This window comes from Belliella alkalica, from assembly GCF_022549785.1.
Lineage (GTDB): Bacteria > Bacteroidota > Bacteroidia > Cytophagales > Cyclobacteriaceae > Belliella > Belliella alkalica.
This window is the reverse complement of the sequence record NZ_JAKZGO010000011.1, coordinates 89,084-114,800: the sequence shown is the minus strand read 5'-3', so window position 1 is coordinate 114,800 and position 25,717 is coordinate 89,084. Positions and strand designations below refer to the sequence as shown.

General features: G+C 35.0%; 21 protein-coding genes. 17 read left to right on the top strand and 4 right to left on the bottom strand.

All coding sequences use genetic code 11. The features are described from left to right. Positions 1-49: 49 nt before the first annotated feature. On the bottom strand, positions 50-661 hold the full coding sequence (locus tag MM213_RS13965; RefSeq protein ID WP_241413162.1) for a YkgJ family cysteine cluster protein: 612 nt from the start codon (positions 659-661) through the stop codon (positions 50-52). Positions 662-852: 191 nt separating this feature from the next. Here MM213_RS13965 and MM213_RS13960 point away from each other — a divergent pair, with 191 nt between their 5' ends. From MM213_RS13960 to MM213_RS13930, 7 genes are all read left to right on the top strand, one after another. Further along, entirely contained in the window at positions 853-1,584 is a 732-nt protein-coding gene (locus tag MM213_RS13960) for an LOG family protein (RefSeq protein ID WP_241413157.1), read from the top strand. 2 nt (positions 1,585-1,586) lie between these two features. Next, positions 1,587-2,537, top strand: a complete 951-nt coding sequence (locus MM213_RS13955; protein ID WP_241413154.1) for a lytic transglycosylase domain-containing protein — start codon at positions 1,587-1,589, stop codon at positions 2,535-2,537. A 73-nt stretch (positions 2,538-2,610) separates the two neighbouring features. Beyond that, positions 2,611-4,290 (top strand): hypothetical protein, encoded by a 1,680-nt coding sequence (locus tag MM213_RS13950; protein WP_241413153.1) that lies wholly within the window; start codon positions 2,611-2,613, stop codon positions 4,288-4,290. A gap of 138 nt (positions 4,291-4,428) precedes the next feature. Next, a complete protein-coding gene (gene uvrA, locus MM213_RS13945) occupies positions 4,429-7,257 on the top strand; it encodes an excinuclease ABC subunit UvrA (protein ID WP_241413152.1) in 2,829 nt (942 codons plus the stop codon). Between the two features lie 90 nt (positions 7,258-7,347). Continuing rightward, a complete protein-coding gene (locus MM213_RS13940; RefSeq protein ID WP_241413151.1) occupies positions 7,348-8,400 on the top strand; it encodes a sensor histidine kinase in 1,053 nt (350 codons plus the stop codon). Positions 8,401-8,412: 12 nt separating this feature from the next. After that, positions 8,413-9,150, top strand: coding sequence for a LytR/AlgR family response regulator transcription factor (locus MM213_RS13935; RefSeq protein ID WP_241413150.1), 738 nt, complete (start codon positions 8,413-8,415; stop codon positions 9,148-9,150). Between the two features lie 149 nt (positions 9,151-9,299). After that, the gene (locus MM213_RS13930; protein WP_241413148.1) at positions 9,300-10,055 is read left to right on the top strand and encodes a LytR/AlgR family response regulator transcription factor; all 756 of its coding nucleotides are present in this window, start codon (positions 9,300-9,302) and stop codon (positions 10,053-10,055) included. 714 nt (positions 10,056-10,769) lie between these two features. Here the strand turns inward: MM213_RS13930 and MM213_RS13925 are convergent. Next, the gene (locus MM213_RS13925; RefSeq protein ID WP_241413147.1) at positions 10,770-12,116 is read right to left on the bottom strand and encodes a PhoH family protein; all 1,347 of its coding nucleotides are present in this window, start codon (positions 12,114-12,116) and stop codon (positions 10,770-10,772) included. A 248-nt stretch (positions 12,117-12,364) separates the two neighbouring features. Next, a complete protein-coding gene (locus tag MM213_RS13920) occupies positions 12,365-13,519 on the bottom strand; it encodes a lycopene cyclase family protein (RefSeq protein WP_241413145.1) in 1,155 nt (384 codons plus the stop codon). A gap of 135 nt (positions 13,520-13,654) precedes the next feature. Here MM213_RS13920 and MM213_RS13915 point away from each other — a divergent pair, with 135 nt between their 5' ends. After that, the gene (locus MM213_RS13915) at positions 13,655-15,355 is read left to right on the top strand and encodes an amidohydrolase (protein ID WP_241413143.1); all 1,701 of its coding nucleotides are present in this window, start codon (positions 13,655-13,657) and stop codon (positions 15,353-15,355) included. A 165-nt stretch (positions 15,356-15,520) separates the two neighbouring features. Here MM213_RS13915 and MM213_RS13910 read toward each other — a convergent pair whose 3' ends face one another. Further along, positions 15,521-16,015, bottom strand: a complete 495-nt coding sequence (locus MM213_RS13910; protein WP_369413928.1) for a ComF family protein — start codon at positions 16,013-16,015, stop codon at positions 15,521-15,523. Between the two features lie 283 nt (positions 16,016-16,298). On the opposite strand from MM213_RS13910, the gene MM213_RS13905 reads away from it, so the two are divergent. The 9 genes from MM213_RS13905 to MM213_RS13865 all read left to right on the top strand — a co-directional run bounded on the left by MM213_RS13905 (position 16,299) and on the right by MM213_RS13865 (position 25,612). Further along, entirely contained in the window at positions 16,299-16,652 is a 354-nt protein-coding gene (locus MM213_RS13905) for a carboxymuconolactone decarboxylase family protein (RefSeq protein WP_241413139.1), read from the top strand. Continuing rightward, positions 16,645-17,007, top strand: a complete 363-nt coding sequence (locus MM213_RS13900; RefSeq protein WP_241413137.1) for a hypothetical protein — start codon at positions 16,645-16,647, stop codon at positions 17,005-17,007. Before MM213_RS13905 ends, MM213_RS13900 begins: the two co-directional genes overlap by 8 nt. A gap of 12 nt (positions 17,008-17,019) precedes the next feature. Next, the gene (locus MM213_RS13895) at positions 17,020-17,778 is read left to right on the top strand and encodes an exodeoxyribonuclease III (protein ID WP_241413135.1); all 759 of its coding nucleotides are present in this window, start codon (positions 17,020-17,022) and stop codon (positions 17,776-17,778) included. A gap of 44 nt (positions 17,779-17,822) precedes the next feature. Beyond that, positions 17,823-18,224, top strand: coding sequence for an ATP-binding protein (locus tag MM213_RS13890; protein WP_241413133.1), 402 nt, complete (start codon positions 17,823-17,825; stop codon positions 18,222-18,224). Positions 18,225-18,227: 3 nt separating this feature from the next. Next, a complete protein-coding gene (gene ybeY / locus MM213_RS13885; RefSeq protein WP_241413131.1) occupies positions 18,228-18,653 on the top strand; it encodes an rRNA maturation RNase YbeY in 426 nt (141 codons plus the stop codon). Positions 18,654-18,742: 89 nt separating this feature from the next. Beyond that, positions 18,743-20,608, top strand: a complete 1,866-nt coding sequence (gene mnmG / locus MM213_RS13880; RefSeq protein WP_241413129.1) for a tRNA uridine-5-carboxymethylaminomethyl(34) synthesis enzyme MnmG — start codon at positions 18,743-18,745, stop codon at positions 20,606-20,608. A gap of 117 nt (positions 20,609-20,725) precedes the next feature. Further along, a complete protein-coding gene (locus MM213_RS13875; protein ID WP_241413127.1) occupies positions 20,726-21,622 on the top strand; it encodes a class I SAM-dependent methyltransferase in 897 nt (298 codons plus the stop codon). Next, on the top strand, positions 21,619-23,355 hold the full coding sequence (locus MM213_RS13870; RefSeq protein ID WP_241413125.1) for an Ig-like domain-containing domain: 1,737 nt from the start codon (positions 21,619-21,621) through the stop codon (positions 23,353-23,355). The genes MM213_RS13875 and MM213_RS13870 overlap by 4 nt, the downstream gene beginning before the upstream one ends. 502 nt (positions 23,356-23,857) lie before the next feature. Next, complete coding sequence (locus tag MM213_RS13865) at positions 23,858-25,612, top strand: AMP-dependent synthetase/ligase (RefSeq protein WP_241413124.1); 1,755 nt, start codon at positions 23,858-23,860, stop codon at positions 25,610-25,612. The last annotated feature ends 105 nt before the right edge of the window (positions 25,613-25,717 follow it).

Genomic DNA, 25,717 nt, shown 5'->3' with positions numbered 1-25,717 from the left:
AAGCCAACAATTAATTTAATAAGTTACAATATACGGCAAAAACCTGGCTTCAAAAATTATCAATCGATTCAATATTGTCATTTTCAATATAAAACATATAGTTCATGACAGACTCCAAGGCCTTCCTTATTGCAATGTTTATTGGAAACTGCTCCTGAGTCATTTGAAAATCTATATTGTAAAGCTGGGAGTAAGCATCTCCACTAGATGGCACAAAAGCCCCTTCTTTGATTGCCAAAGCGGTTTTTTGATAAAGTTCTGATTTTTGCTCCTTGATGATCTTACAGGTGATCAGTTCCTTTTTACCTTCCTTATTTCTTCTGGCGGCACTCCCAAAAAGCCTACAAATCATCCCTCTATTAGCATAATCTGAGCAGAAGCCTTTTTTTGAATCTTCACTTTTGGATTTATATACGATACAATTAGCATCATTTCCCACATCATCTAGCAGTTGCATCGCTTTTTCTGCCTTCCCTTTTTCGTAAAGATCAAAAGCCAAAGGCAAAAATTCCAAGACGGATGCATGTACACTTGGGTTAGCACAGCAGGCTCCGCATCCACTAATACAGGAGAGCTGACTTTCATCCATAAAAGCCTTAATCTCAATATCCAAATCAGTGAATACTTTCCTGACTTCCAAAGACTTTTCTCGTAAATTCATGTTCTATAATATAAAAGCCTGCGAAAGTAAGTCGAGTTATGATCTAAAGCAAAAACTATTTTTTTGAAACTTATTTTTCTTTATTTCGATTATCATAAATGGTGATTTTCTATCTAAAAAGAATAATCTAACTTTGTTAGCTTAGGTAGCTTTTAAGTAGAAAAAATGTTTTTTTATTAATGTATAAAATTATGAGTGAACAAAATGGAAATATCGATCCAAAACAAGAAGAAAGGATCAGAAAAGCATTCAAAGAAAGAGATTGGAATGAAATCAAGAGTGCTGATTCTTGGGCGATTTTCAAAGTAATGTCTGAGTTTGTCGAAGGGTTTGAAAAATTATCAAAAATAGGACCTTGTGTCTCTATATTTGGGTCAGCAAGGACTCCAAGAGATCATAAATATTATCTTATGGCAGAAGAGATTGCTGCCAAACTCGTCAGACATGGCTATGGAGTGATCACAGGTGGTGGTCCAGGTATCATGGAGGCAGGAAATAAAGGAGCGCATTCTGAAAACGGAAAGTCCGTTGGGTTGAACATTGTGCTTCCATTTGAGCAGTTCAATAACATCTACATCGATCAAGACAAGCTGATCTCTTTCAATTACTTCTTTGTCAGGAAAGTAATGTTTACCAAATATGCCCAAGGATTCATAGTCCTTCCAGGTGGATTTGGCACTTTGGATGAGCTTTTTGAAGCCCTTACATTGATTCAGACCAATAAGATTGGAAAATTCCCAATCGTATTGGTAGGCAAATCTTATTGGTCAGGTCTAGTAGATTGGCTCAAGGATACTATGCTGGAAAACAAATACATCAACGTCGAAGACTTAGACCTGTTCTCAGTAGTGGATGATCCATCAGAAGCAGTGAAAGTCATCGATGAATTCTACAGTAAGTATTTGTTGTCTCCAAACTTTTAAAATTGAAAAATTACCACCTAATATCCATATATGGACTAATAGCGGTCCTTTTTGGTTTGGTTTTTCTCTATTCTGCAGAGAAAGACCAAGCCGATTTACCCTATGAGGAAGTCACCATCAATCAAGCAAGTGGGGAAGAGATAAACATAAAAATACCGGACACTAGAGCAAAACTATTTGAGATTCCCAAAGCCATTAGCTTTGCAGGAGAAGAAGTTCCTCTTGAAATAGACGATGTAAAAGAGCGATTTGAAAGAGAAATCTATGTCAATGCCTATTGGCAGTCTAACATGATTTTGCTGATGAAACGATCAGGAAAATATATTCCAACCATAGAAAAAATCCTCAAGGAGCAAAATATCCCCGATGATTTCAAATACTTGGCAATGGCAGAATCGGGACTTCTTAATGTAGTATCTCCAGCAGGTGCCAGGGGCTTTTGGCAATTCATGCCTGCTACTGCCAAAGAGTACAATTTGGAAGTAAGCAATGATGTCGATGAACGCTATCATCTAGAGAAGGCCACGGTCGCTGCATGCAAATATTTGAAATCAGCATATGCACGATTTGGCAGCTGGACTTCTGTAGCGGCAAGTTACAATATGGGAATCAGTGGACTATCCAAAAGAAAGTCCGAGCAAAAGCAAGTCAATTATTATGATCTTTTACTCAATGATGAGACAAGTCGCTACATTTTCAGACTATTGGCTTTCAAGGAAATTTTTGAAAATCCGGACAAATATGGCTTCAAACTCAAAGAAGAAGATTATTATACATTGCCAATATCTAGGGAATTGGTCGTCAAGCAAGATATCGATGACTTAGCAACTTGGGCAATAAAACACAACAGCTCTTATAAAATCTTAAAAATCCAAAACCCTTGGCTAAGAACAAACAAACTTAAGATTCCTAAAGGAAAAGAATATGTAATTAAGCTACCATCCTCTGAATAATCAAACAGAAACCTTGTTATCTACTAGGATTTTAATATCTTAACCACTATTATTCACATTTTCTCTGCTTATTATGAAAAAGATCATTATTGCCTTATTGGGACTAGTTTTGGTCTTAGTTTTAGTTCTTAGGGGAATTCCTTTTTTCGTCAACATCTATCTGAACAACAACGCAGATAAAATTGTCAGTAATATGATAACCCGAACCAGTGGCTTTGGGAACCACGACGTTACTTTTGGGAATATCAAACTCGATTACAATTACTTTGGTACCTTTCTCTCGATAGAAGATATCAGAATCCAACCAACAGAAAATATCCTTGCGGGCCAAGTCAAAGTCAACCTTCACTTGGAGCAAGCAAAAATCACAGGCTTCAAATGGAAAAGCTTCTTATTGGACAATTCTATTCAGGTAGATTCAGCAAGACTGGAAAACCTCACGATAATGAGTGTAACACCACCTATAGATTCGCTCAACATTGACAAAGAAGAAAGTCAAAACAAAAAGAAAAATGATACTAAGGATTATGACAAAATAGGAGTTGGCAGTATATCTCTTCAAAATCTAAATCTCGAAAACAAAGATAGTAATACAGACTCTACAAGATTGAGTCTGAAAAACCTATCTGTAGATTCTAGAGGATTTGTCCTGACAAAAGAAGATATTCAAAATGAAGAAGCACTGTTTTCTGTAGAATTTATCCATGGGGAAATAGAACATGTTGAAATCCACTTTGATGAATTTCGACAAAAGGCCGAAGTCAAAAATTTAGTCTTCGACACCGAAGACAAAAACATGAAAATTGAAGACTTCTCCATCTTGAATAAACTTGGGAAATATGCCTATACCGAATCATTCAAGAAAAGAAAAGGGTGGATTCAGTTGAAAAATGGCACACTGGATATACATGGGATGAATTTCCAAGATTATTTCAGAAAAGGAATCGTAGAAATCGACTCCCTTTTGGTAAAAGATATAAAGCTAGAATCCTTTACTAACAAGCTAATCCCCGATGATTATGAAAAAAGACCACCAATGGCACATGAAGCTTTTGGCATTTTGAATTTTCCACTCAATATCAAAAATACAATCATAAGAAATGGCCATATTCTCGTAGAAGAACAGCCAGATAATGGTGCACCGAATTATGGGTCAATTTTCTTTTCAGAACTCAATGCAGAAATCGGGGCTATCAGCAACATGGATAAGGTCAATGAAGATAAAAACGAGTTGAATATCCAAGCAGAAGCGCTACTTATGGGCAAGGGAAAAATAAACCTTAGTGTCATGTATGATTTGGCAGATACACGAGGTGCTTTTCAACTTCAAGGGAGTTTGGGGAAGTTTGACTTAACAGAAATCAATGACATGGTAGAACCTGAAGCAAAAATCAGCTTGAAGTCAGGAATGATCAATCGGTTGGATTTCAATATTCATGCATTTGATTTTGACGGTAGCGGAGAAGTAATCGTAAGGTATGATAACCTAGAAATAGAAATTTTGAACAAAGACTTTGAGAAAGATAAAAATCTATTCAGAAGAATTGGCGCTTTCTTGGCCAATAAAGTCATCATAAAATCCCAAAACCCTAGAAAAAATGGTGACTTGCAAAAGGGCGTAGTCTATGCCCAAAGGTTAAAACACAAGTCGGAGTTCAATTATTGGTGGCAATTATTATTCTCTGGACTAAAATCAACTGTGACAGGCGATAATTTAGAGGATTTGAAGAAAAAAGCGAATGAAGAAAAGTAGTTCGAATTAGCATTAAACTATCCTGAAAAATCAAAACTATCTGGGCTCAATCTGGGTTTATGAATCTGTAATCACTTTGGGAAGCCCCAATTAAAATCCCTATTTTTGCAAGCTTGAATAATAAAGGTTTAGCCCTCCATGACAGACCCCAACACTGACAAAAAAGAATATATTGAGATCTACGGTGCCAGAGAGCACAATCTTAAAAATATAGATATTGACATTCCCCGAAATAGCCTAGTTGTCATCACAGGACTAAGTGGTAGCGGAAAAAGTTCCTTGGCATTTGACACCATCTATGCAGAAGGACAAAGACGCTATATGGAAAGTTTTTCTGCCTATGCGAGATCATTTTTGGGTGGAATGGAAAGGCCAGATGTTGATAAAATCAACGGACTGTCGCCGGTCATTTCCATAGAACAAAAAACGACTTCAAAAAACCCTAGATCGACTGTTGGTACAGTCACAGAAATCTATGACTTTATGAGATTGCTTTTTGCAAGAGCAGGGGAGGCTTATTCTTATTTGTCGGGAAAAAAAATGATCCGACAGACGGAAGATCAAATCGTTGAACAGCTTTTTGAGAGTTTTTCTGGTAAAAAGCTTTATATCCTAGCTCCAGTTGTAAAAGGAAGAAAAGGTCATTATCGAGAGCTTTTTGAACAAGTACGGAAAATGGGATTCTCCAAAGTGAGGGTAGATGGGGTAGTGATGGAAGTAGTTCCCAAAATGCAGGTGGACAGATACAAAATCCATGATATCGAAATAGTAGTGGACAGGATCGTAGCTGAAGAAGAAGACAGGTTCCGAATCAGCCAATCCCTCAAAACAGCCTTGCAACACGGTAAAGGAATCATTATGCTAAGAGAAGAAGATGGAACCATCCATCACTTTTCAAAATACCTAATGGATCCGACAACTGGACTTTCATATGATGAGCCAGCTCCAAATACTTTTTCGTTCAATAGCCCTTACGGTGCATGCCCTTCCTGCAACGGCTTGGGAATAATAGAGGAAATCACCAAAGAAAACATTATTCCTGATCCCAAACTAAGTATAAGCAGAGGAGGAATAGCGCCGTTGGGTGAATTTAGGGATATTTGGATTTTTAAGAAAATAGAAGCAATCCTTAAGCAATATAAATGCTCTATAACAACACCAATTGGAAAACTCCCGGAAGAGGTTATAGACATTCTTCTACACGGAGACAAGATGGAAGTCGAGGTAAGTTCTGTAAAATATCCAGGAACTACATGGACGACGACATTTGAAGGAATCGTAAATTTCCTTACCAAGCAGCAAGAAGGAAGCTCTGATAAAATCCAGCAATGGGTGAGTGAGTTCACGACCACGAAAATCTGCCCTGATTGTGAAGGATACAGGCTGAAAAAAGAAGCTCTCCATTTCAAGATTGCAGAAAAGCATATCGGTGAGTTGGCTATGATGGACATCACTTCATTGGGCAATTGGTTTGAAGATGTAGAGTCCAGAATGACGGACCGACAAAATCTTATTGGCAAAGAGGTCCTCAAAGAAATAAGAAAGCGAATTGGTTTTCTTTTGGATATTGGGTTAGACTACCTATCTCTGAATAGGCCATTGAGGACACTTTCTGGTGGTGAAGCCCAAAGAATCCGACTAGCTACGCAAATAGGAACCCAACTAGTAGGTGTTTTGTATATTCTAGATGAGCCAAGTATAGGCCTCCATCAAAGGGATAATGTAAAACTGATCAAGGCACTTCAAGAATTAAGAGATCTTGGCAACTCTGTCATTGTAGTCGAGCATGACAAAGACATGATGTTAGATGCAGATTTCGTAGTTGATATTGGGCCTGGAGCAGGTAGACATGGAGGACAAGTGGTTGCTTCAGGTTCCCCAAAGGAATTTTTGAAACAAAATAGTATTACAGCAAAATACCTTTCTGGAAGCCTAAAAATTGAAGTTCCCAAAAATCGAAGAAAAGGAAACGGTGAATTTTTGATACTCAAAGGTGCCAAAGGAAACAATTTAAAAAATGTAGACCTAAAACTCCCTCTGGGAAGTATGATCTGCGTAACAGGTGTGTCTGGTTCAGGAAAAAGTTCATTGATTCACGAGACTTTATTCCCACTTCTCAACAGACATTTTTATAACTCCAAAAAGGAACCTTTAGAACATAAAGAGATTACTGGATTGGATTTATTGGATAAAGTCATTGAGGTAGATCAATCTCCGATAGGAAGAACCCCTAGATCCAACCCAGCTACCTACACTGGAGTTTTCACTGATATACGAGCATTGTTTACAGAATTGCCAGAAGCAAAAATCAGAGGCTACAAGCCAGGTAGATTCAGTTTTAATGTAAAAGGAGGAAGATGTGAGGATTGCGAAGGAGCAGGAATGAAGCTGATAGAGATGGACTTCTTGCCAGATGTACACATACCATGCGAAACCTGTAAAGGCAAAAGATACAATCGGGAGACACTGGAAGTACGATTTAAAGGTAAATCTATCTCGGATGTATTGGACATGACTGTAGAGCAAGCTGTGGACTTTTTTGAGTTTCAGCCAAAAATTCTTAGAAAAATAAAAACCCTAAACGAAGTTGGGTTAGGTTATATTACCCTTGGTCAACATGCAACCACACTTTCAGGTGGAGAAGCACAACGTGTAAAATTAGCTACGGAACTTTCCAAAAAAGACACTGGGAAGACTTTCTACATTTTGGATGAGCCGACCACAGGGTTACATTTCCAAGATATTGAGCATCTTCTGAAAGTTCTGAACAAGCTTGTAGAAAAAGGAAACTCAGTGTTGGTGATTGAGCACAACATGGATATCATTAAAGTAGCGGATTTTATTGTCGATCTTGGACCTGAAGGAGGGCAAAAAGGAGGGGAAATCGTCGCTCAGGGTACACCCGAGCAAGTTGCCAAGCATAAAAGCAGCTACACCGCCAAGTTTCTGAAAGAAGAACTTAACTAACAGGCGAATTTGACAATCGAACAAGTTATCTGTCCATTAGTATAAATGCAATTCTAAGTTAAATTATCATGGTTATCTTTGAAGTGAAACATGAATAAAGCGAAACTATATTGGATACTTCAGATTTTTGGCTGGCTGGGATTTGCACTAATCAACCTGCTATTTGTGTCTTTGGAGCGGGGAGTATCGTCGGTAGAGGTTGGAGCGTATCTATCGTGGGCGGGTTTTTATTTGATTTCGTCTCAAGGATTGAGGTATGTAATCAAAAAACACAATTGGTTTGGAAGAAATTTTGGTCAGCTTATTTGGAATACATTTTTAGGACTCCTTGTATTGGCAATATGCAATACAATTGCCCAAATAATCATAAACCTTATTTTTGATATACTAAACCCTGAATTCGACCTAAGGCCCGTAGTACTTGCAGGAAATATATTCGTTAGTTTTCTATTTTATTCACTTTGGGTGATGTTATACTATCTTTTTCATTTTTTGGACAATTATAACCAAAGCTTGAAATATCAAGCTAAAATAAATGAAATCCAATTGAATCACCTAAAGAGCCAACTGAATCCACATTTCATTTTCAACGCGCTAAACAGCGTAAGGGCATTGGTCGACGAAGAGCCTAACAAGGCAAAAACAGCAATAACGCAACTATCAAATATACTGAGGTTCTCTTTGATGATGGATAAAAAGAGAGTCATTGATTTTGAAAATGAATTCAATACCGTCAAGGATTATTTGAATCTGGAAACAATCAGGTTTGAAGAGCGGCTACGCGTAAAATACGAAATAGAGCCAGAAGCATATGAATATAGGATTCCTCCAATGATGATGCAGACTATTGTAGAAAATGCAATTAAGCATGGCATATCCAACAGAATGAAAGGTGGAGAAATAATCATAAAGTGCTATGAAGGATTGACTGACGATTTGTATATCCAAGTCAAAAATAGTGGCCAACTTAAAAATCAAGCCTTTGCTAAGAAAAAACCAGGTGAAGGGCACGGTATTACAAATACAATTCAAAGATTAAAATTGATCTATGGAGAGCGTGCTTCCTTTAAAATATTCAATTCTGGTAGCGATTTTGTCATAACCGAAATAAAAATTCCAAAACAAAGCCTTACATTAGGTTAAAATTTCAAAGAAATGAGAGCACTAGTAATCGACGATGAAAGATTAGCAAGAAAAGAGCTAATCAACTTATTATCACAATATGATCATGTTGAGGTGGTTGGTGAAGCCACGAATGTAGACGATGCAAAAGAAAAAATAGACGCGCTCCTTCCTGATGTTGTTTTTTTAGATATTCAAATGCCAGAAAAAACTGGATTTGAATTATTAGAAGAATTAGATAATGTTCCACACGTCATTTTCACAACTGCTTATGATGAATACGCACTGAAAGCATTTCAGGTAAATGCGTTGGATTATTTGTTGAAGCCAATTGAACCAAAACGACTTGGTGAAGCTATAGAGAGATTACAGAAAAAGCTTCAAGACCAATCTCCAAAAACCGAAGAAGTAAGTAGCTACAATAGTTCTAAAAAATTAACTTTAGACGATCAGGTGTTTGTTAAAGACGGAGATAGATGTTGGTTTGTAAAACTCATCAATGTTCGCTTGTTTGAATCAGACGGAAATTACATCAAAGTATATTTTGAAAGTAACAAGCCTATGATTCATAAATCCTTAAATGCACTAGACGAAAGATTAGATGAAAAATCATTTTTCCGAGCAAGTAGAAAACATATCATAAACCTGAGTTGGGTTGAAGCTATTGAGCCATGGTTCAATGGTGGATTGGTAGTCACACTCAAAGGAGGTGATAGAATAGAAGTCAGCAGAAGGCAAGCTGCCAGATTCAAAGATTTGATGAGTTTATAGATTTATATTTGAATATTTGCAAAACAAAAAGCTTAATTTTATTGAATATTCAAATAAAATTTTGTAAATAGATTATGCATTATTATAATTTTCAAAAAAATTCATATAGCTAAGTACCATTTTGCTAACAATCCCATATATCACCAAATATGAAAGAAGAAAGAATACTAGTAGTAGAAGACGATATAAATATTGCAGAAAATATTGAAGAGATTTTAGAACTTTTAGGATATGTCAATATAGACATTGCAAATTCAGCTAATCAGGCAATAAAAATCGTAAAAAAATATAGGCCTGACATGATATTCATGGATATCAAACTTAAAGGTGACAAAGATGGTATCGAACTTGGCGAAATTTTGAAACAAATGGTAGACGTACCTTTGGTTTTTGTTACATCTTATAGTGATCCTACTATCATTGAGAGAGCCAAGAGAATCAATCCTGCAGGTTTTATTGTAAAGCCTTTCAACACCAACGATATACATGCAATAGTAGAAATTGTTCTTTATAACAAAAGAGTAAATCCAGTATCTGATATCTCAACTGTAAAATCCAAAGACGAAAGTCCTTATTTAGTTACTGATGCAGTATATATCAAAGCTGATAATGCATATGAAAAAGTCCCATATGTAAATATCTACTATGTAGAAGCTAATGGAAATATGGTTACTATCTATACTAGACACAGAAACTACACTATTAGGAAATCGATGAAGGATATGGAAGAAAAGTTGCCCTCTAATCTTTTCCTTAGAGTACAAAAATCTTTCATCGTTCAGCTAGCACAAATAGAAAATTTTAATACCAAAGAAATTACACTTGAATCTGGAGCAATTGTTCAAGTTGGTAGACAATACTATAATAGTTTTTTGGCAAAATTAAATACGATAACAGAAAGCTAAAAAAAAAGGTGAGCAATGCTCACCTTCTTTTCATCGTTAAACCAAAAAAAGTTTTCAAATTCTATAAAGATAGAATCAAATGCTTTAGCGATGTAGTGCAAAAAACAGCACTTTTAGACATCTAAATTATATATTAATAAATTTCTGCCTTAAAGAAATCTCAGAAAATCAATTGCAAAATTATTTGAACTTGCATATTATTACGTGAATCACTTGGATTTAGTTGCGCAATATATTAACGAATTTTTATTTTCTACTACACTTTTTAGTTAATTTTTCTTGTCTGCGTAAATATGTGTAGTTAGATCTGTTTTTATAAAGCGCTAAATCTATACCAGTAATTTAAGAAGAGAGTTCTCTTTGATTCTTGTCGATCCAACAGAGGTGGGAAAGTTATTAATTGATATTAGATATTGATCATATACAATCATTAATATTAAAATTATAATCTACTTGCAAAGTAGTTGATAATTATATTATTGATTTTATAGTCAATAAATAATCTAGCATCACGGGATCTTTTCTCCTAATCTTTAAAAATATTTGTGTATCCGCAGTTACTCGTTAGGCAATAAGTAATTTTTAAGTATTTCAGCACTCGCCAGCAACTTATTTGCTCCTCCATAGACACAGGACCATAGACAGGCAGTAAAAAATAAAATCGCTCACCAAAAAATGAACTGCCCGCTTACATGCAAGTAAGCGGATAGTCATTTAAAGTAATTCATTGGCCAAATTAGCAAGTTCTGATCTTTCGCCTTTTTCAAGCTTTATGTGTGCATATAATGGATGATCTTTTACCCTATCAATGAGATAAGAGAGGCCATTACTTTGTGAGTCTAGGTATGGTGTATCGATCTGGAAAACATCTCCAGTGAAAATAATTTTGGTATTTTCACCAGCCCTACTGATGATCGTCTTTACTTCATGGGGAGTTAGGTTTTGTGCTTCATCTACTATAAAAAAGATATTTGACAAAGATCTACCTCTTATGTATGCCAATGGCTGAATCACCAGTTTTTCCTGATTTACCAATTCTACAATTTTCTGATATTCTTTATCAGACTCCTTATATTGATTTTGTATAAATTTCAAATTATCCCAAAGTGGCTCCATATAAGGATTCAATTTGGATTTGATGTCTCCAGGAAGAAAACCAATGTCTTTATTGCTCAAAGGCACTATCGGCCTTGCCAAAAATACTTGTTTGAAATCCCTTCTTTGCTCCAAGGCTCCAGCCAATGCAAGGAGTGTTTTTCCCGTTCCCGCAACACCCTGAATAGAAACCAATTTTACTCTAGGATTCATAATTGCATGTAGCGCAAATGTTTGTTCTGCATTTCTTGGTTTAACATTATAGGCAAGCTGTTTGTCAACACGCTCCATGGTATTATCTTCAGCATTGAAATAGGTCAACACAGAATTTTTTTCATTTTTCAAGATAAAATATCCATTGGATTTTACCTTTTTCCTTCCAAAAATCAGCTTTCCATCTACACTATGTGATTCGTACAGTTTATTGATTACTTCTAGATCAACATTCTCAATTATAAACTTTCCTGTATTTTCAAGTTCATTTATGTTCTTTATTTTGCCCGTTTCATAATCTTCGGCATAGATATCCAATGATTTTGCCTTTAGACGTAAATTAATGTCTTTACTCACCAAAATAACTTTCCTGCCAGCTTCTGTCTGTTTAAGGTGCAGTGCAGCATTGAGAATTTTGTGGTCATTTTTTTCCTCTCCAAAGATTTCATTGGCATTCATATTATTTTCAGGATTCATCAAAACCCTAAAAAATCCCTTAGTCTTTCCATTGAGAGGAGTCCAATTATGAATCATATTGTCCTTTGAAAGATTATCCAGAAGACGTATAAATTCACGAGCTTCAAAATTTTTCGTATCATTTCCCTTTTTGAATTGATCGAGCTCTTCCAATACTGTAATCGGGATGACTACATCGTGCTCTGCAAAGTTCATGATGCTATTGTGTGCATATAAAATTACAGAAGTATCGAGCACGAAGATTTTGCGATCTTTATTAGATTTAGCTCTAGGCATAGAATAGAGATTTTATGTTTGTTTGCTGTCAATAAGTTAGAAAAATAAAAGAAAGATTACCATTTAATCTTTGAAAATTAGACTATCAATAAGGATAAAAAATATATTTATTTGATTATCAATATTATAAATTGCAATGTATTATAGAATGTCTATTTCATAAAAAATATAGCAGGTGGACATGCCTTAATTAAGTATTGAAAGTGTAAGGTTTCTTTTCATTTTTTTGATTGATATAAATTTCTCCATCATGGTAACAGTTGTTTAATACCCGAAGAGAAAAAAGGCCAGAAAGGAACACTATCTCTTATCTTAAATTCTTCCCAAAACCCACTTTCGTTGGCCAAAAAAGCCAGCACAAGCTCGGGATCGTTGGCCTCAAAAAGACTACTGAAAAGATCCTCTCCTTCCACTTTCTTTTGAAGCAAAACATCCAACAATACCATATCATACCACTGAAACATCTTTTCTCTCAGGGATAGACGTACCAATGGAGACTTTCCCAAGCGAAGCAAATTCAATATTCTATTGACTTGGCTTTGTACAAACTGAAACGTATACCCAGAACTTGCCTTGGTATGCCCCCCTGCTGTTCCTATATTGATAATACGATGCTGGGAACCTATGCTTCGAGGAAATTTAGCCATTGTCATAGGAATAACTCCAAATTCCCTATGCTCTATTTGATAATTGTCGAGACCAAGCTTATTTTCGATGTAATCACGCAGCTCCTTTTCGTATGCAGATTGATCTAGAACTCGCTCAGAGAACAGGGTGTATTCTACCAAAGCCTCATTATCAGAAAAAGGTAAAACATACATGAAGGTAGTTCCATATTCTTGGGATAATGTAAAGTCCATCAAAGTGCCTACATTACTATCGAATACCTTTTCTTCTACCTTAATAAACCAACCCATAAAATGTTGTAACAATGTATTAGCCTCACTCATTTGAGGATAGAAGAGACCCGTAGAATTGAAGATAAAATCTGCCAAAAACCTACCGTGATCAGTCTGGACAAAAACTTCATCTCCACTTTCTTCAATAGAAAGAATATTTGCTATTAAAAAAGTCACATTGGAAAATTGCGCAGCATGATCAATTACATGGTTATAAAAGTCTCCAGATTGTATCATTTTATAACTGTACTCTTTCATTTTGAAAGTCTTCGAGACTGTGGGAGAAAAAAACTGCAAGGTTTTCCATTCCTTAGCCACTAAATGTTCGAAGGGTCCAGCCTGCTTTTCCCAGAAGCACCAAGTTTTATCATTTAGGTCTTTTTTAACATTATCTACAACCAATATTTTCTTGTGCTGCAATATATCATCACGCAAAAGAGCATTCAACAAGCTCAAACCTGCAAGCCCAGATCCAGCCAAAATATAGTCATAATTACTTTCCATGAAATTCTTATTAAGGGTATTTACCAAACATGCATAATAATCCTAAAGATTGCAAAATGTTTAAATATCCTTTACAGCAATGGTTTGGAACGGCGGTTAAAAAATTCCTAGCTTTGAAGAAGAACACTATAGCGTATGAAAAATAACTTACTCTTAATTATGTCAATATTGTTGCTTTTTTCATGTGGAAAAGAGACAGCTGACAAAGTATTTATCAATGGAATTATTTACACAGTAGAGGATGAGCTACCAATTGCTGAGGCTGTTGCTATCAAGAATGGAATCATCTTGGCTGTGGGAACAAAGGAGGAAATAGAATCTTATGTAGGGAGCCATACTGAGAAAATTGATCTTCAAGGTATGACTATGACTCCTGGCTTGATCGAATCACACGCACATTTGATGGGGATTGGATATAATAAGTTAGATATTGACTTGATGTATGTCAAAACGTATGATGAGTTAGTTGAAAAAGTAGCTGAAGCTGCTGCCTCAGCCCAACCAGGAGAATGGATCACCGGTAGGGGTTGGCATCAAGACAAATGGATAGAAATGCCTGAAAAAACTGTAAACGGCTTTCAGACACATGATCAACTAAGCGCTGTAACTCCAAATAACCCAGTCTATCTGGCTCATGCTTCGGGACATGCCTCTTTTGTGAACCAAAAAGCAATGGAACAGGCAGGAATTACTTCTTTGGGAAGTGAAAATCTCAAACAAGAAGTAGAAGGAGGAGAGATCATCAGAGACGATATAGGAAACCCAACTGGCGTTTTGGTAGAAACTGCGTCAAAATTAGTAGGAAAATTAATTCCTAAAGATACACCAGAAAGAGCTGAAAAAGCCTTGGAATTGGCTTTGCAAGAATTGGCAGAAAAAGGAATTACTTCTTTTCATGATGCTGGAGGAAATCAAGATCTGATTGATCTTTTGGAGAGATTTCAAGCAGAAGGTAAGCTTACAGCAAGAATGTACGTGATGCTTTCGAGTCGTATCCCGGAATTGCTCGAAGCTTGGTATGTAAAGGGTCCAAAAATAGATCCTGAGCATATGGTCACAGTAAGATCTATCAAGCTAAACATGGACGGCGCTTTGGGTCCTTGGGGTGCATGGCTTCTAGAGGATTATGAAGATAAGCCTGGAAGCAGAGGACACGAAACAATGCCTATAGACTTGGTAAGCAAAGTCGCTGAGAAAGGTCTTCAACTAGGATTCCAAGTCAACTCACATGCTATAGGTGACAGAACCAATAGAGAAGTACTTGACCGATATGAAGCTGCTTTTGCCAAATATCCCAATGTGACAGACCATAGATTCCGTGTAGAACATGCCCAGCACTTACATCCAGATGATATTAGTCGATTTGGCGACTTGGGAGTTATAGCTGCCATTCAGGCAATCCATTTGAGTTCTGACAGACCTTGGGCTATCGGAAGGTTGGGTGCCAAAAGAATCAAAGATGGAGCCTATGTCTGGCAAAAACTACTTAGCTCGGGCGCTGTAATCTCCAACGGCACAGATGCCCCAGTAGAACCTGTAGATGCTATACCTTCTTTCTATGCATCAGTATCAAGAAAAACACTAAAAATGACTCCTGATGGAGGTTACGAGCCGGATCAAAAACTAACACGCGAACAAGCATTAAAATCTTATACTTTGGCTGGTGCTTATGCAGAATTTGCAGAAGACATCAAAGGATCAATCAAAGTTGGTAAAGTAGCAGATTTCACCGTATTTGATAAAAACATAATGGAAGTTCCTGAAAACGATATCCTTAATACCAAAATAATGATGACTGTAGTAGGAGGCAAAATCGTGTTTAAAGCAGAAAATTAATTCTAACAATTAACATATTTAAGATAGTATTTCTAGTATATAGTCATTAGCCAAAAGAACATGTTCAAAATGTTCTTTTGGCATCATTTATAAGTGTTAAAATCAAAATCTTTTGACAGCGATAGCATACCATAAAATATCGAGTCACTTATCGAAAGCTGAGTACTAAAATTTACCTGCTGCAATTACAGCCAAATCAACCAATACTGCATTTGATTCCAAAAGCACATTTGCACAAGAAGTGAGAGTGGCACCTGTAGTCATCACATCGTCCACTAACAAAATCTTAACTCCCTCTACTTTTACATTTTTGTTTATTGCAAAAACTTCTGATACGTTATTTATCCGCTCCATTCTGGATTTCTTGGTTTGGGTCTCAGTAAATTGGGTTCTTACAAGCCCCAATTGCATAGGAATACCAAGAACTGAAGCAATGCCAATCGCAAACTGTTCACTTTGATTATAACTTCTTCTCCTTTGCTTCTCTGGATGAAGCGGAACAGGTACAACCATATCCCAATTGAACTCAAAACCGTTGTTTTTCAACAAATACCCATATAAAGTCCCCAATTCTATACCAATTTCAGGTTTATTCCTATATTTCAAACTATGCAATAACTTCTGACTTGTACCCCGTTTTGTAAATCTAAGATAAGACATTACAAGATTTGGTTTAGTAAGTCCCATTACCTTTATTACAAGGTCATTATTCTGTGGATTCAGATGATAATTTGTCACGGGAAGGCTTCCAATACAAACTTTGCAAAGCTGCTTTTCAAAGTCAAATAGACTTCTTTTACATACACAGCAGGTTTTAGGAAAAACCAAAGCTAAAAAATCTTCAAAAAAAGTGAAACGCATATCCAAAAAGGCTTGTTAGAACTGAATGACAGGAAAATACCTGTTATATTTGCTAGTTATTTAATTACATATCCAAAAGTTAATGAATTTAATAGAAGAATTCAACGATTACAGAGGCCGCATGAATGAAAAAATCATGTCGGCTGACAACAAAGTTATCAAGCGTTTTTTTAACCTTGACACAAATGCTTATTCGGAAGGTGCCGTAGATGTCAAGACGAAGGAAATGATTGGGCTAGCATGTTCTATGGTTTTAAGATGTGATGATTGTATCAAATATCATCTTGGTAAATCTTATGAGGCTGGATTGAGCAAAGAGGAAGTCTTTGAAGTATTTTCTATTGCTACACTAATAGGAGGATCCATTGTAATTCCTCACTTGCGAAGAGCTACAGAATATTGGGAATTATTGGAAGAGGAAAATAAAAATGTTTAAGAAAGATTTAGATCTTGACAAACGGTGGAGTAAACTGTTGATAGGACTTCAGGATTTGATAGGAAAAAAACCATCTGATCTCAATGGTGTTTTATTCTTGATTGGCGTGCAAGAACTTGGTCAAGGAAACAGGACATTTACAAAGGAGCAAAAACAAGACCTGATGCATATAGCTGTTTGCAAGGTGCTAAGTTTAGCTGGATTTTATGACTTAGACTATATAGATCAAGATGGTTGGCCACATTGGAAACTCCTAAAAAAGCTGCCACATTTTGATATTTTAGAACAAGAAAAGCTATTGAAACTCCATGTAATTGAATACTTTGAACAAGAATTTGAAATAGAAATAAAATAAAATCTAAATAGCATGAAAATCGTATCCTATAATGTCAATGGAATCCGGGCTGCTTTGAATAAGGGCTTTGCAGACTGGCTGAAGGTGACAGATCCAGATATCATAGGGATTCAGGAAGTAAAAGCAATGGAAAACCAAATCGAAAAAAATATTTTCGAAGATTTGGGCTACCACATTTATTGGAATCCGGCAGTAAAAAAAGGATATAGTGGTACAGCTATTTTATCAAAAATAAAACCAAACCATGTAGAGTATGGGATGGGAATGCAAAAGTATGATGACGAAGGAAGAATAATCAGAGCAGATTTTGACGATTTTTCGTTTATCTCAGCATATTTTCCTTCAGGGACTACAGGTGATATCAGGCAGGTATTCAAATATCAATTTTTGGATGACATTTATGGCTATTCACAAGATTTGATAAAAAAAATTCCTAATTTGATCTTGAGTGGAGATTATAACATTTGTCACAAAGCAATTGATATTCATAATCCAATCTCAAATAAAAACTCATCGGGCTTTCTACCGGAAGAAAGGGCATGGATGGATAAATTTACCGAAAATGGCTTTATTGATACATTTCGAGAAAATAATAAAGAACCGCATAATTATACATGGTGGAGCTATAGAGCTGGTGCAAGAGGTAAAAATTTGGGATGGAGAATAGACTACCACATGGCTACTTCTGGAATAGCGCACAAAATAAATAGATCAATCATTCTTCCGGAAGCCATGCATTCAGATCATTGCCCAATAATGATAGAATTGTAGTACGATAAAATTAAATTAATTATAATATCATCAACAAAAGATTCATGAAATCTATAAAAATTTCAATCCCTTCTCTAATTGAGAACATTAAAATAATAGAAAGCTTCATTGATAATGCGAGAGAAAAGTTCCATATCGATGATGACATCTATGGAAATATAATGATTTCAGTGACAGAATGTGTGAGTAATGCAATCCTTCATGGAAATAAGGGAGATGCAAGCAAAAAAGTAGATTTGGAATTACATTTTGATGAAGAAGAAATAAAATTCATTGTTAAAGATCAAGGAGAAGGATTCAATTACGATGAACTGAAAGATCCGACAGCACCAGAGAACTTGGAAAAAGCAGGAGGAAGAGGAATTTTCATCATGAAGCATTTATCGGATGATGTAAGCTTTGATGATGACGGAAGGGTTACTACATTGAAATTTTACATGTATTAAAATATGGCAATACAGTTTTTCGATGAAGATTCTGGATTTGATCTAAAAAACAAAATTCTTCACAAAAAGTGGCTAAAGGAAATTGCAAACCTTGAGGGTTGTAAAGTAGGTGAACTCACATATGTATTTTGTTCAGATGAATATTTATACAATATTAATTTGGAATATCTTAATCATGACACCTATACAGATATAATTACATTTGATAATTCTGAGGAAGAAAAAATTATAGAAGGAGATATTTTTATCAGTATAGAAAGGGTACAAGAAAATGCTGAAAAAGAAAAAACAGAATTCAACAAAGAACTACTCCGAGTAATGAGTCATGGACTTCTCCACCTATTGGGATACAAAGACAAAACGGAGAAAGAAATCAGCAAAATGAGAGAAATGGAAAATAAATCAATTTCTCTATTTCAAAAAACATAAACGTTCCACGTGGAACACTTCAAATCAAACAAAAGAAATTTGATACAAGAGCAAAGTGTTCCACGTGAAACATTAATTAGAATATCGATATGTTTCCACAATATGATGTAATAGTAGTAGGGGCTGGGCACGCAGGTTGTGAAGCTGCACATGCAGCTGCAAAAATGGGGTCCAAGGTACTTTTATGTACCATGAATATGAATACTATTGCCCAAATGTCTTGTAATCCAGCAATGGGTGGGGTAGCAAAAGGACAAATAGTGCGTGAAATAGATGCACTTGGTGGAATGTCTGGAATTATTTCAGATAAATCTATGATCCAATTTAGAATGCTAAATAGATCAAAAGGCCCTGCAATGTGGTCTCCTCGAACTCAGAATGATAGAATGAGATTCGCTGAGGAATGGAGACTGGCTTTAGAACAAACACCTAACGTAGATTTCTGGCAGGAAATGATCACTGGCCTTATTGTCAAAGATAAAAGAGTAACTGGCGTAAGAACAAGTATAGGTTTAGAAATATCTAGTAAATCAGTAGTATTGACAAATGGTACATTTCTAAATGGTCTAATTCATATAGGTGAAAAACAATTTGGTGGTGGAAGGACAGGAGAAGGTGCAGCTAGAGGTATCACAGAACAACTGGTACAGTTGGGCTTCGAAGCAGGAAGGATGAAGACGGGAACTCCACCAAGAGTGGACGGTAGATCATTGGACTATTCAAAAATGGAAATTCAATATGGTGATGAAAATCCTGAAAAATTTTCATATTCTGATGAAACAACACCTCTTACTAAACAACATACTTGCTGGATAACTTATACCAATAAAGAAGTCCATAATACATTAGAAACTGGATTCAATAGATCTCCAATGTTCAATGGACGGATTCAAGGCTTAGGCCCACGCTACTGTCCATCTATAGAGGATAAAATAAATAGATTTGCAGAACGTGAAAGACATCAAATTTTTGTGGAACCAGAAGGATGGAATACAGTCGAAATGTATATCAATGGATTCTCAACATCTCTTCCAGAAGATGTACAATATGAAGCTATGCGTAAAATTCCAGGATTTGAAAATGCAAAAATGTTCAGACCAGGATATGCTATTGAATATGATTTCTTCCCACCAACACAGCTAAAACTCACATTAGAAACCCAATTATTAGAAAACCTTTATTTTGCTGGTCAAATAAATGGGACTACAGGGTACGAAGAAGCTGCTTCTCAAGGATTGATTGCGGGCATAAATGCCTCCCTAAAGGTTGAAGAAAAAGATCCATTCTTACTCAAAAGATCAGATGCATATATAGGTGTATTGATAGATGATTTGATAAATAAAGGTACAGAAGAACCTTACAGAATGTTCACATCAAGAGCAGAGTTTAGATTACTCCTGCGTCAAGATAATGCAGACCTAAGATTAACCCAATTGGGACATCAAATTGGATTGGCAGATGATATCAGACTTGAAAAAATGATGGATAAAAAATCAGATACCCAAAAATTGATCAATGATCTAAAACAGAAGAAACTTTCTCCTGACATTATCAATGAAGGACTTGAAAATCTAGATACAGCAACAATTAAGGAAAAAGTAACTATAGATAAACTATTGAAACGACCTCAATTAGGATTGAAGGATATCGAACAACTTGATCCAGAGTTGAAACAATATTTATCCAAGTACAAAAAAGATGTACTTGAACAAGCAGAAATACAAATCAAGTATGAGAGTTATATAGAAAAAGAGTCACAGATGGTAGAAAAGTTATCAAATATGGAAAACTATAAGATTCCACTTACATTTGATTACTTATCAATCACAGCATTGTCAGCAGAAGGAAAGCAAAAACTAAATAAAGTAAAACCCGAAACATTAGGACAAGCTTCGAGAATAAGTGGTGTATCCCCAGCTGACTTATCTATCTTGACAGTATATTTGGGAAGATAAAATGTTGTACAAGAAAATGAAATTGGTACTCATAGGGATATCTAAACCACTTGTTAAGTTATATAATATGATGTTCGAGCAAATATTTGTTATAAATGACAGACAAATTTTAAACTTATGAAAAAAAGATTAACCAAATGCCCACTTTGTAAAAGTGGGCTTTTTCTTAATCATATGGATGTATTGGATTATTCTATAAGTAAAGAAAAATTTGTCCTATGTAAATGTAGTAACTGCACTTTTGTATTTACCAATCCTAGACCAGATATAGAATCTATTGGAAAATATTATGAATTTGAAGATTATATTTCCCATCAAGATAAATCAAATAATCTTATCAATAGAGTATACAAAGTAGTAAGAAACATCACGCTTAGAAAAAAAATCAATTGGATCAATAATTTTCAATCAAATAAAGGTAGACTTTTAGATATTGGATGTGGAACGGGATATTTCCTAAATGCAGCTAAAAAAAATGGATGGATCACTACGGGGATCGAACCAAATGAAAATGCCAGATCAATCGCCAAATCATTCAACATTGACATACATGCTGATTTAGACGAACTTCATAAAGATGAAAAGTATGATGCTATCACGATGTTTCATGTATTGGAACATGTACATTCTTTAAGAAAATCAACAAAAAAAATTAAATCTAAATTAAAGAATACAGGAACATTGTTCATAGCAGTACCGAACATCGATTCATGGGATTCAAAATATTACAAACAATTCTGGGCAGCACTAGATGTTCCAAGGCATTTGTACCACTTTGATCAAAGCACTGTTCAAAAACTAGCAGAAGAAATGGGCTTAACAATCGTTGAAATAAAACCAATGGTATTTGATAGCTACTATGTATCAATATTATCTGAAAAAAATAAAAATCCAGACCAAAGTAATATCAAAACGCTATGGAAAGCGTTGATAAATGGATATAAATCAAATAGATGGGCAAAGTCCAATAATAACAACTATTCAAGTATATTATATATATTGAAGAAAAAATGAAACTACTAACACAAATATTATCACTTTTAATAATAATTCTATTAATATCTTGTGCTAAACAAAGTACACCAATGGGAGGAGACAAAGATGAAACTCCACCAAAGCTTGTATCAGTTAAACCAATAAACGAAAGCACAAACGTATCACCACAAACTATTGAATTGGAATTTGATGAGTTTATCAAAATAGATAATCCCAACAAACAAATCATTATAACACCTAAAATCAAAAAGGATGAAATGGTAGTGACTGCTATTAAAAACAAAGTAGTCATCAAGCTAAACCAGGACTTAGAAGAGAACACAACATACGTATTCAATTTTCAAAAAAGTATCCAAGATATAACAGAAAGCAATCCAGCTGAAAATTTAAAACTTGTATTTTCAACAGGAGATAAAATTGACAGCTTAAAGTTCAGTGGAAAAGTATCGTATGTATTTCCTCCAAAAGATAAATTTATGAAGGATGTCTTAGTAGGTTTATACGAGAAAAATGACACAACTGATGTATTGACAGCACCTCCATACTATATAGCTGCAACAGACAGCAGCGGAAATTTTGAAATAACAAACATCAAAGCTGGAGACTATCGTGCATATGCTTGGTTTGATTCAAATAACTCCCTAAAAGCAGAAGAAAAATCTGAACCTTATGCATTCTATGGTGATACCATAACAATAGATAAAGATGTAGAAAACATAAATTTTATGTTATCAAAAGCAGATATATCAGATCTTAAAATAAATAGATCATCTACTATAGGCGAAAATTTTGATATAGTTCTAAGTAAATTTCCAACAGATATAACAATAGAACACGAAGATCTAGGTAAAAAACTTTTCTACAGGCAAAACGAAAAGAATATTAGATTCTATCACACAGAAATTAGAAATGATAGTATCAAAACAAGAGTATCTTTAAAAGATTCTGTAGGCTTCAAATTGGATACATTAATTTATTTGACATTTGAGGAAAGTGAAAGAAATAAAGAAAAGCTAGAAACAACCACTAATTCCGGCTCCAATTTTCTGAAAAACATAAAGGCTGAATACACTTTCAATAAACCAATAACAGACATCAACTTAGATTCACTCTATATAAAATTTGACACAGCCTCAACAATTCAAATCAAAAAGGAATGGATCTATTTAAAAGATAGCGCAAACTATACAAAATTATTAATGGACATTCCCATATTAGATACATTGCCAAATACTACATATACAATATATGCAGCTGATTCAACATTTAAAGATGTAGAAGGCTTATATAATGAAAAGAAAGTAGAAGCATCATACAAAAAATTGAATCCGGAAACCCTAGTGACTTCTTTAGATGTAGTTGTAGATACAGAATTTAGACCATTATTAATACAATTATTAGACAAAAGCGGAAAAGTAATTAAAGAAGTACTAAAGGAAGATACCAATAAACATTCTTTCACTGATTTTGAGGCCGGAACATATAACTTAAGGGTAATATTTGATGAAAATAAAAACAAACGCTGGGATCCATCTAACATGCGTCAAAATAGGCAAGCTGAAAAAGTATTCTATTACAAAAACCCAACAGATATTACCTCAATGGATATAATCATAAAAGGTGGCTGGACAAACGACATCGTCGTATTAACTTCAAATAGCACGGAAAAAACATCGGAAGAAAATATAGAACAAGATAAAACAGAAGAAATTATACCTGATACAGAAGAAAACGAATTATTAAGAAGGTAATAAGCAAGATAAAAACATAGATTTTGTGGATAAGACACGAAATTAATGTTAATAAGTGTCAACAACTTGATGATAATGCAGGTATTATCCCCATCACAATAAGTACAACAAGCAATAGATTGAAAAAATGGGTATAAGTCCAAAATAATGAACATTAATCCACATTTAGAAACACAAAAAGTTACAGACATTTACATAAATTTATTTATCAACATGAAAAACATCCAATATACCTAAATGCACACAAGCTCAATCTTTTAAGATATAATTTCATGTTAGTAACTCGTGGATAATGGACAAGGAAAATACAAAATACATTGTGGGTAAATAAAATGAGTTTATTTATCAACAAATCCACACCTTAATACCTTTAACTTGTTTTTTTAGAAAATTAACCAATTGTATATAAAGGGAAGTGGATAACTCTCTGAAAAGCTTTTTTTGCTTTCTTCATTTGATTTTCATAATTTGAAAGAACCAATCAACCCAAAAGTTAAGGACCATGCAAATCAATAGATTGTTTGACATCATCAATTATCAAATTGTAACTTACAATAAAGATGTAGCTCTAGCCCAAAAGATAAAAGGAGAGTGGAAAGGATATTCTTCTAAAGACGTAAAGTTTATAGTTGATAATTTAAGTTTGGCCTTTTTATCTGTGGGAATAAAAACTGGAGAAAAAGTAGCGATAATTTCAGAGAATAGGCCTGAGTGGAATTTCGTCGATTTGGCATTACAACAGATTGGGGCAATTTCGGTTCCTATGTACCCTACGATATCTGCGGATGATTACAAGTATATTTTTGAACATGCCGAGGTCAAAATGGTATTCGTAGGAAATGAAGAAATTTTTGGCAAAGCAAAGACTGCAACTACCGAAAGTGAGATTCAGATTTTGTCTTTTGATAAGCTTTCTGAATGTACGCATTGGGAAGATTTTATGAATGCTGGTGAATCAGGAAATCTAGCAGACTTAGATTTACTCAAAGAGCAAGTAAAATCAGATGATCTATTTACAATAATATATACCTCTGGTACTACAGGTCGTCCTAAAGGTGTGATGCTTAGCCATAGGAATATCATTCATAATTTGTTGGCTGTAGAAGATAGGTTGATTGTTCCCAAAGGCACTTCAAAGGCACTAAGCTTTTTGCCTTTGTGTCATATTTATGAAAGAACAGGCTCTTTTTGTTTTATGTACATGGGTATATCCATCTATTATGCAGAAAGCATGGAAAAGATTGGCGACAATCTTAAGGAAATTCAACCACATGTTTTCAACACTGTACCTAGATTACTTGAGAAGGTATATGACAAAATTGTGTCAAAAGGCTACGAATTGACAGGTTTGAAAAAATCGCTTTTCTTTTGGGCGCTTAATCTGGGCTTAAAGTTTGAGCCAAATAAATCTCAAGGCTTTTGGTATGACCTTCAGCTGAACATTGCAAATAAGATTATTTTTAGTAAATGGAGAGAAGCACTCGGCGGAAATATTCTTCAGATCAACTCAGGCGCATCAGCATTACAACCAAGATTGGCAAGGGTATTTTGGAGTGCGGGTATTCCAGTATGTGAAGGTTATGGACTGACGGAAACCTCCCCTGTAGTAGCTGTTTCCATCTGTAATCTTAATGACATGAGAATAGGTTATGTTGGTAAACTTGTAAAAGAGGTTCAAGTCAAAATCGCTGAAGATGGCGAAATTTTGGTCAAAGGACCTAACGTGATGCAAGGGTACTACAAACAACCTGAAATGACTGCAGATGTCATTCAAAACGGCTGGTTTCATACAGGGGATATTGGAGAGATCCACGATGGTGGCTACTTGAAAATTACAGATAGGAAAAAAGAGATGTTCAAAACATCAGGAGGAAAATATATAGCTCCACAACCTATGGAAAATAAATTCAAAGAATCATCATTGATAGAGCAGCTTATAGTAGTTGGAGAAAATAAAAACTATCCAGCAGCCTTGATAGTTCCTAGTTTTGATGGCTTGAAAGATTATTGCCGACATAAGGACATCCCTTATACCAATGATGCAGAAATGATCCAAAAACCTGATATTCTTGAAAAATTTGAACGAGAAATCGAACAACTTAATAAGTATTTTGGAAAATGGGAACAAGTCAAAAAATTTACTCTTTTACCTCAACCTTGGGGTATCGAAACAGGTGAATTAACACCCACAATGAAACTCAAAAGAAAAGTCATACATTCAAAATTTGCCAAAGAAATAGAGGAACTTTATAATTGATTAGTTATTAGTGGATAGGTTAATGGTTGATTTAGTTTAAAGGTTTACGTTTTAGAAAAAGTGAATTGGTTATTATATATATCCCCTTTCTTATTAGTAACCAAA

Bases quoted from the DNA above. Each gene is read 5' to 3' on its own strand.
- MM213_RS13965 (WP_241413162.1), bottom strand. From the start codon at position 661: ATGAATTTACGAGAAAAGTCTTTGGAAGTCAGGAAAGTATTCACTGAT.
- MM213_RS13960 (WP_241413157.1), top strand. From the start codon at position 853: ATGAGTGAACAAAATGGAAATATCGATCCAAAACAAGAAGAAAGGATC.
- MM213_RS13950 (WP_241413153.1), top strand. From the start codon at position 2,611: ATGAAAAAGATCATTATTGCCTTATTGGGACTAGTTTTGGTCTTAGTT.
- uvrA (WP_241413152.1), top strand. From the start codon at position 4,429: ATGACAGACCCCAACACTGACAAAAAAGAATATATTGAGATCTACGGT.
- MM213_RS13940 (WP_241413151.1), top strand. From the start codon at position 7,348: ATGAATAAAGCGAAACTATATTGGATACTTCAGATTTTTGGCTGGCTG.
- MM213_RS13935 (WP_241413150.1), top strand. From the start codon at position 8,413: ATGAGAGCACTAGTAATCGACGATGAAAGATTAGCAAGAAAAGAGCTA.
- MM213_RS13930 (WP_241413148.1), top strand. From the start codon at position 9,300: ATGAAAGAAGAAAGAATACTAGTAGTAGAAGACGATATAAATATTGCA.
- MM213_RS13925 (WP_241413147.1), bottom strand. From the start codon at position 12,116: ATGCCTAGAGCTAAATCTAATAAAGATCGCAAAATCTTCGTGCTCGAT.
- MM213_RS13920 (WP_241413145.1), bottom strand. From the start codon at position 13,519: ATGGAAAGTAATTATGACTATATTTTGGCTGGATCTGGGCTTGCAGGT.
- MM213_RS13915 (WP_241413143.1), top strand. From the start codon at position 13,655: ATGAAAAATAACTTACTCTTAATTATGTCAATATTGTTGCTTTTTTCA.
- MM213_RS13910 (WP_369413928.1), bottom strand. From the start codon at position 16,015: ATGTCTTATCTTAGATTTACAAAACGGGGTACAAGTCAGAAGTTATTG.
- MM213_RS13905 (WP_241413139.1), top strand. From the start codon at position 16,299: ATGAATTTAATAGAAGAATTCAACGATTACAGAGGCCGCATGAATGAA.
- MM213_RS13900 (WP_241413137.1), top strand. From the start codon at position 16,645: ATGTTTAAGAAAGATTTAGATCTTGACAAACGGTGGAGTAAACTGTTG.
- MM213_RS13895 (WP_241413135.1), top strand. From the start codon at position 17,020: ATGAAAATCGTATCCTATAATGTCAATGGAATCCGGGCTGCTTTGAAT.
- MM213_RS13890 (WP_241413133.1), top strand. From the start codon at position 17,823: ATGAAATCTATAAAAATTTCAATCCCTTCTCTAATTGAGAACATTAAA.
- ybeY (WP_241413131.1), top strand. From the start codon at position 18,228: ATGGCAATACAGTTTTTCGATGAAGATTCTGGATTTGATCTAAAAAAC.
- mnmG (WP_241413129.1), top strand. From the start codon at position 18,743: ATGTTTCCACAATATGATGTAATAGTAGTAGGGGCTGGGCACGCAGGT.
- MM213_RS13875 (WP_241413127.1), top strand. From the start codon at position 20,726: ATGAAAAAAAGATTAACCAAATGCCCACTTTGTAAAAGTGGGCTTTTT.
- MM213_RS13870 (WP_241413125.1), top strand. From the start codon at position 21,619: ATGAAACTACTAACACAAATATTATCACTTTTAATAATAATTCTATTA.
- MM213_RS13865 (WP_241413124.1), top strand. From the start codon at position 23,858: ATGCAAATCAATAGATTGTTTGACATCATCAATTATCAAATTGTAACT.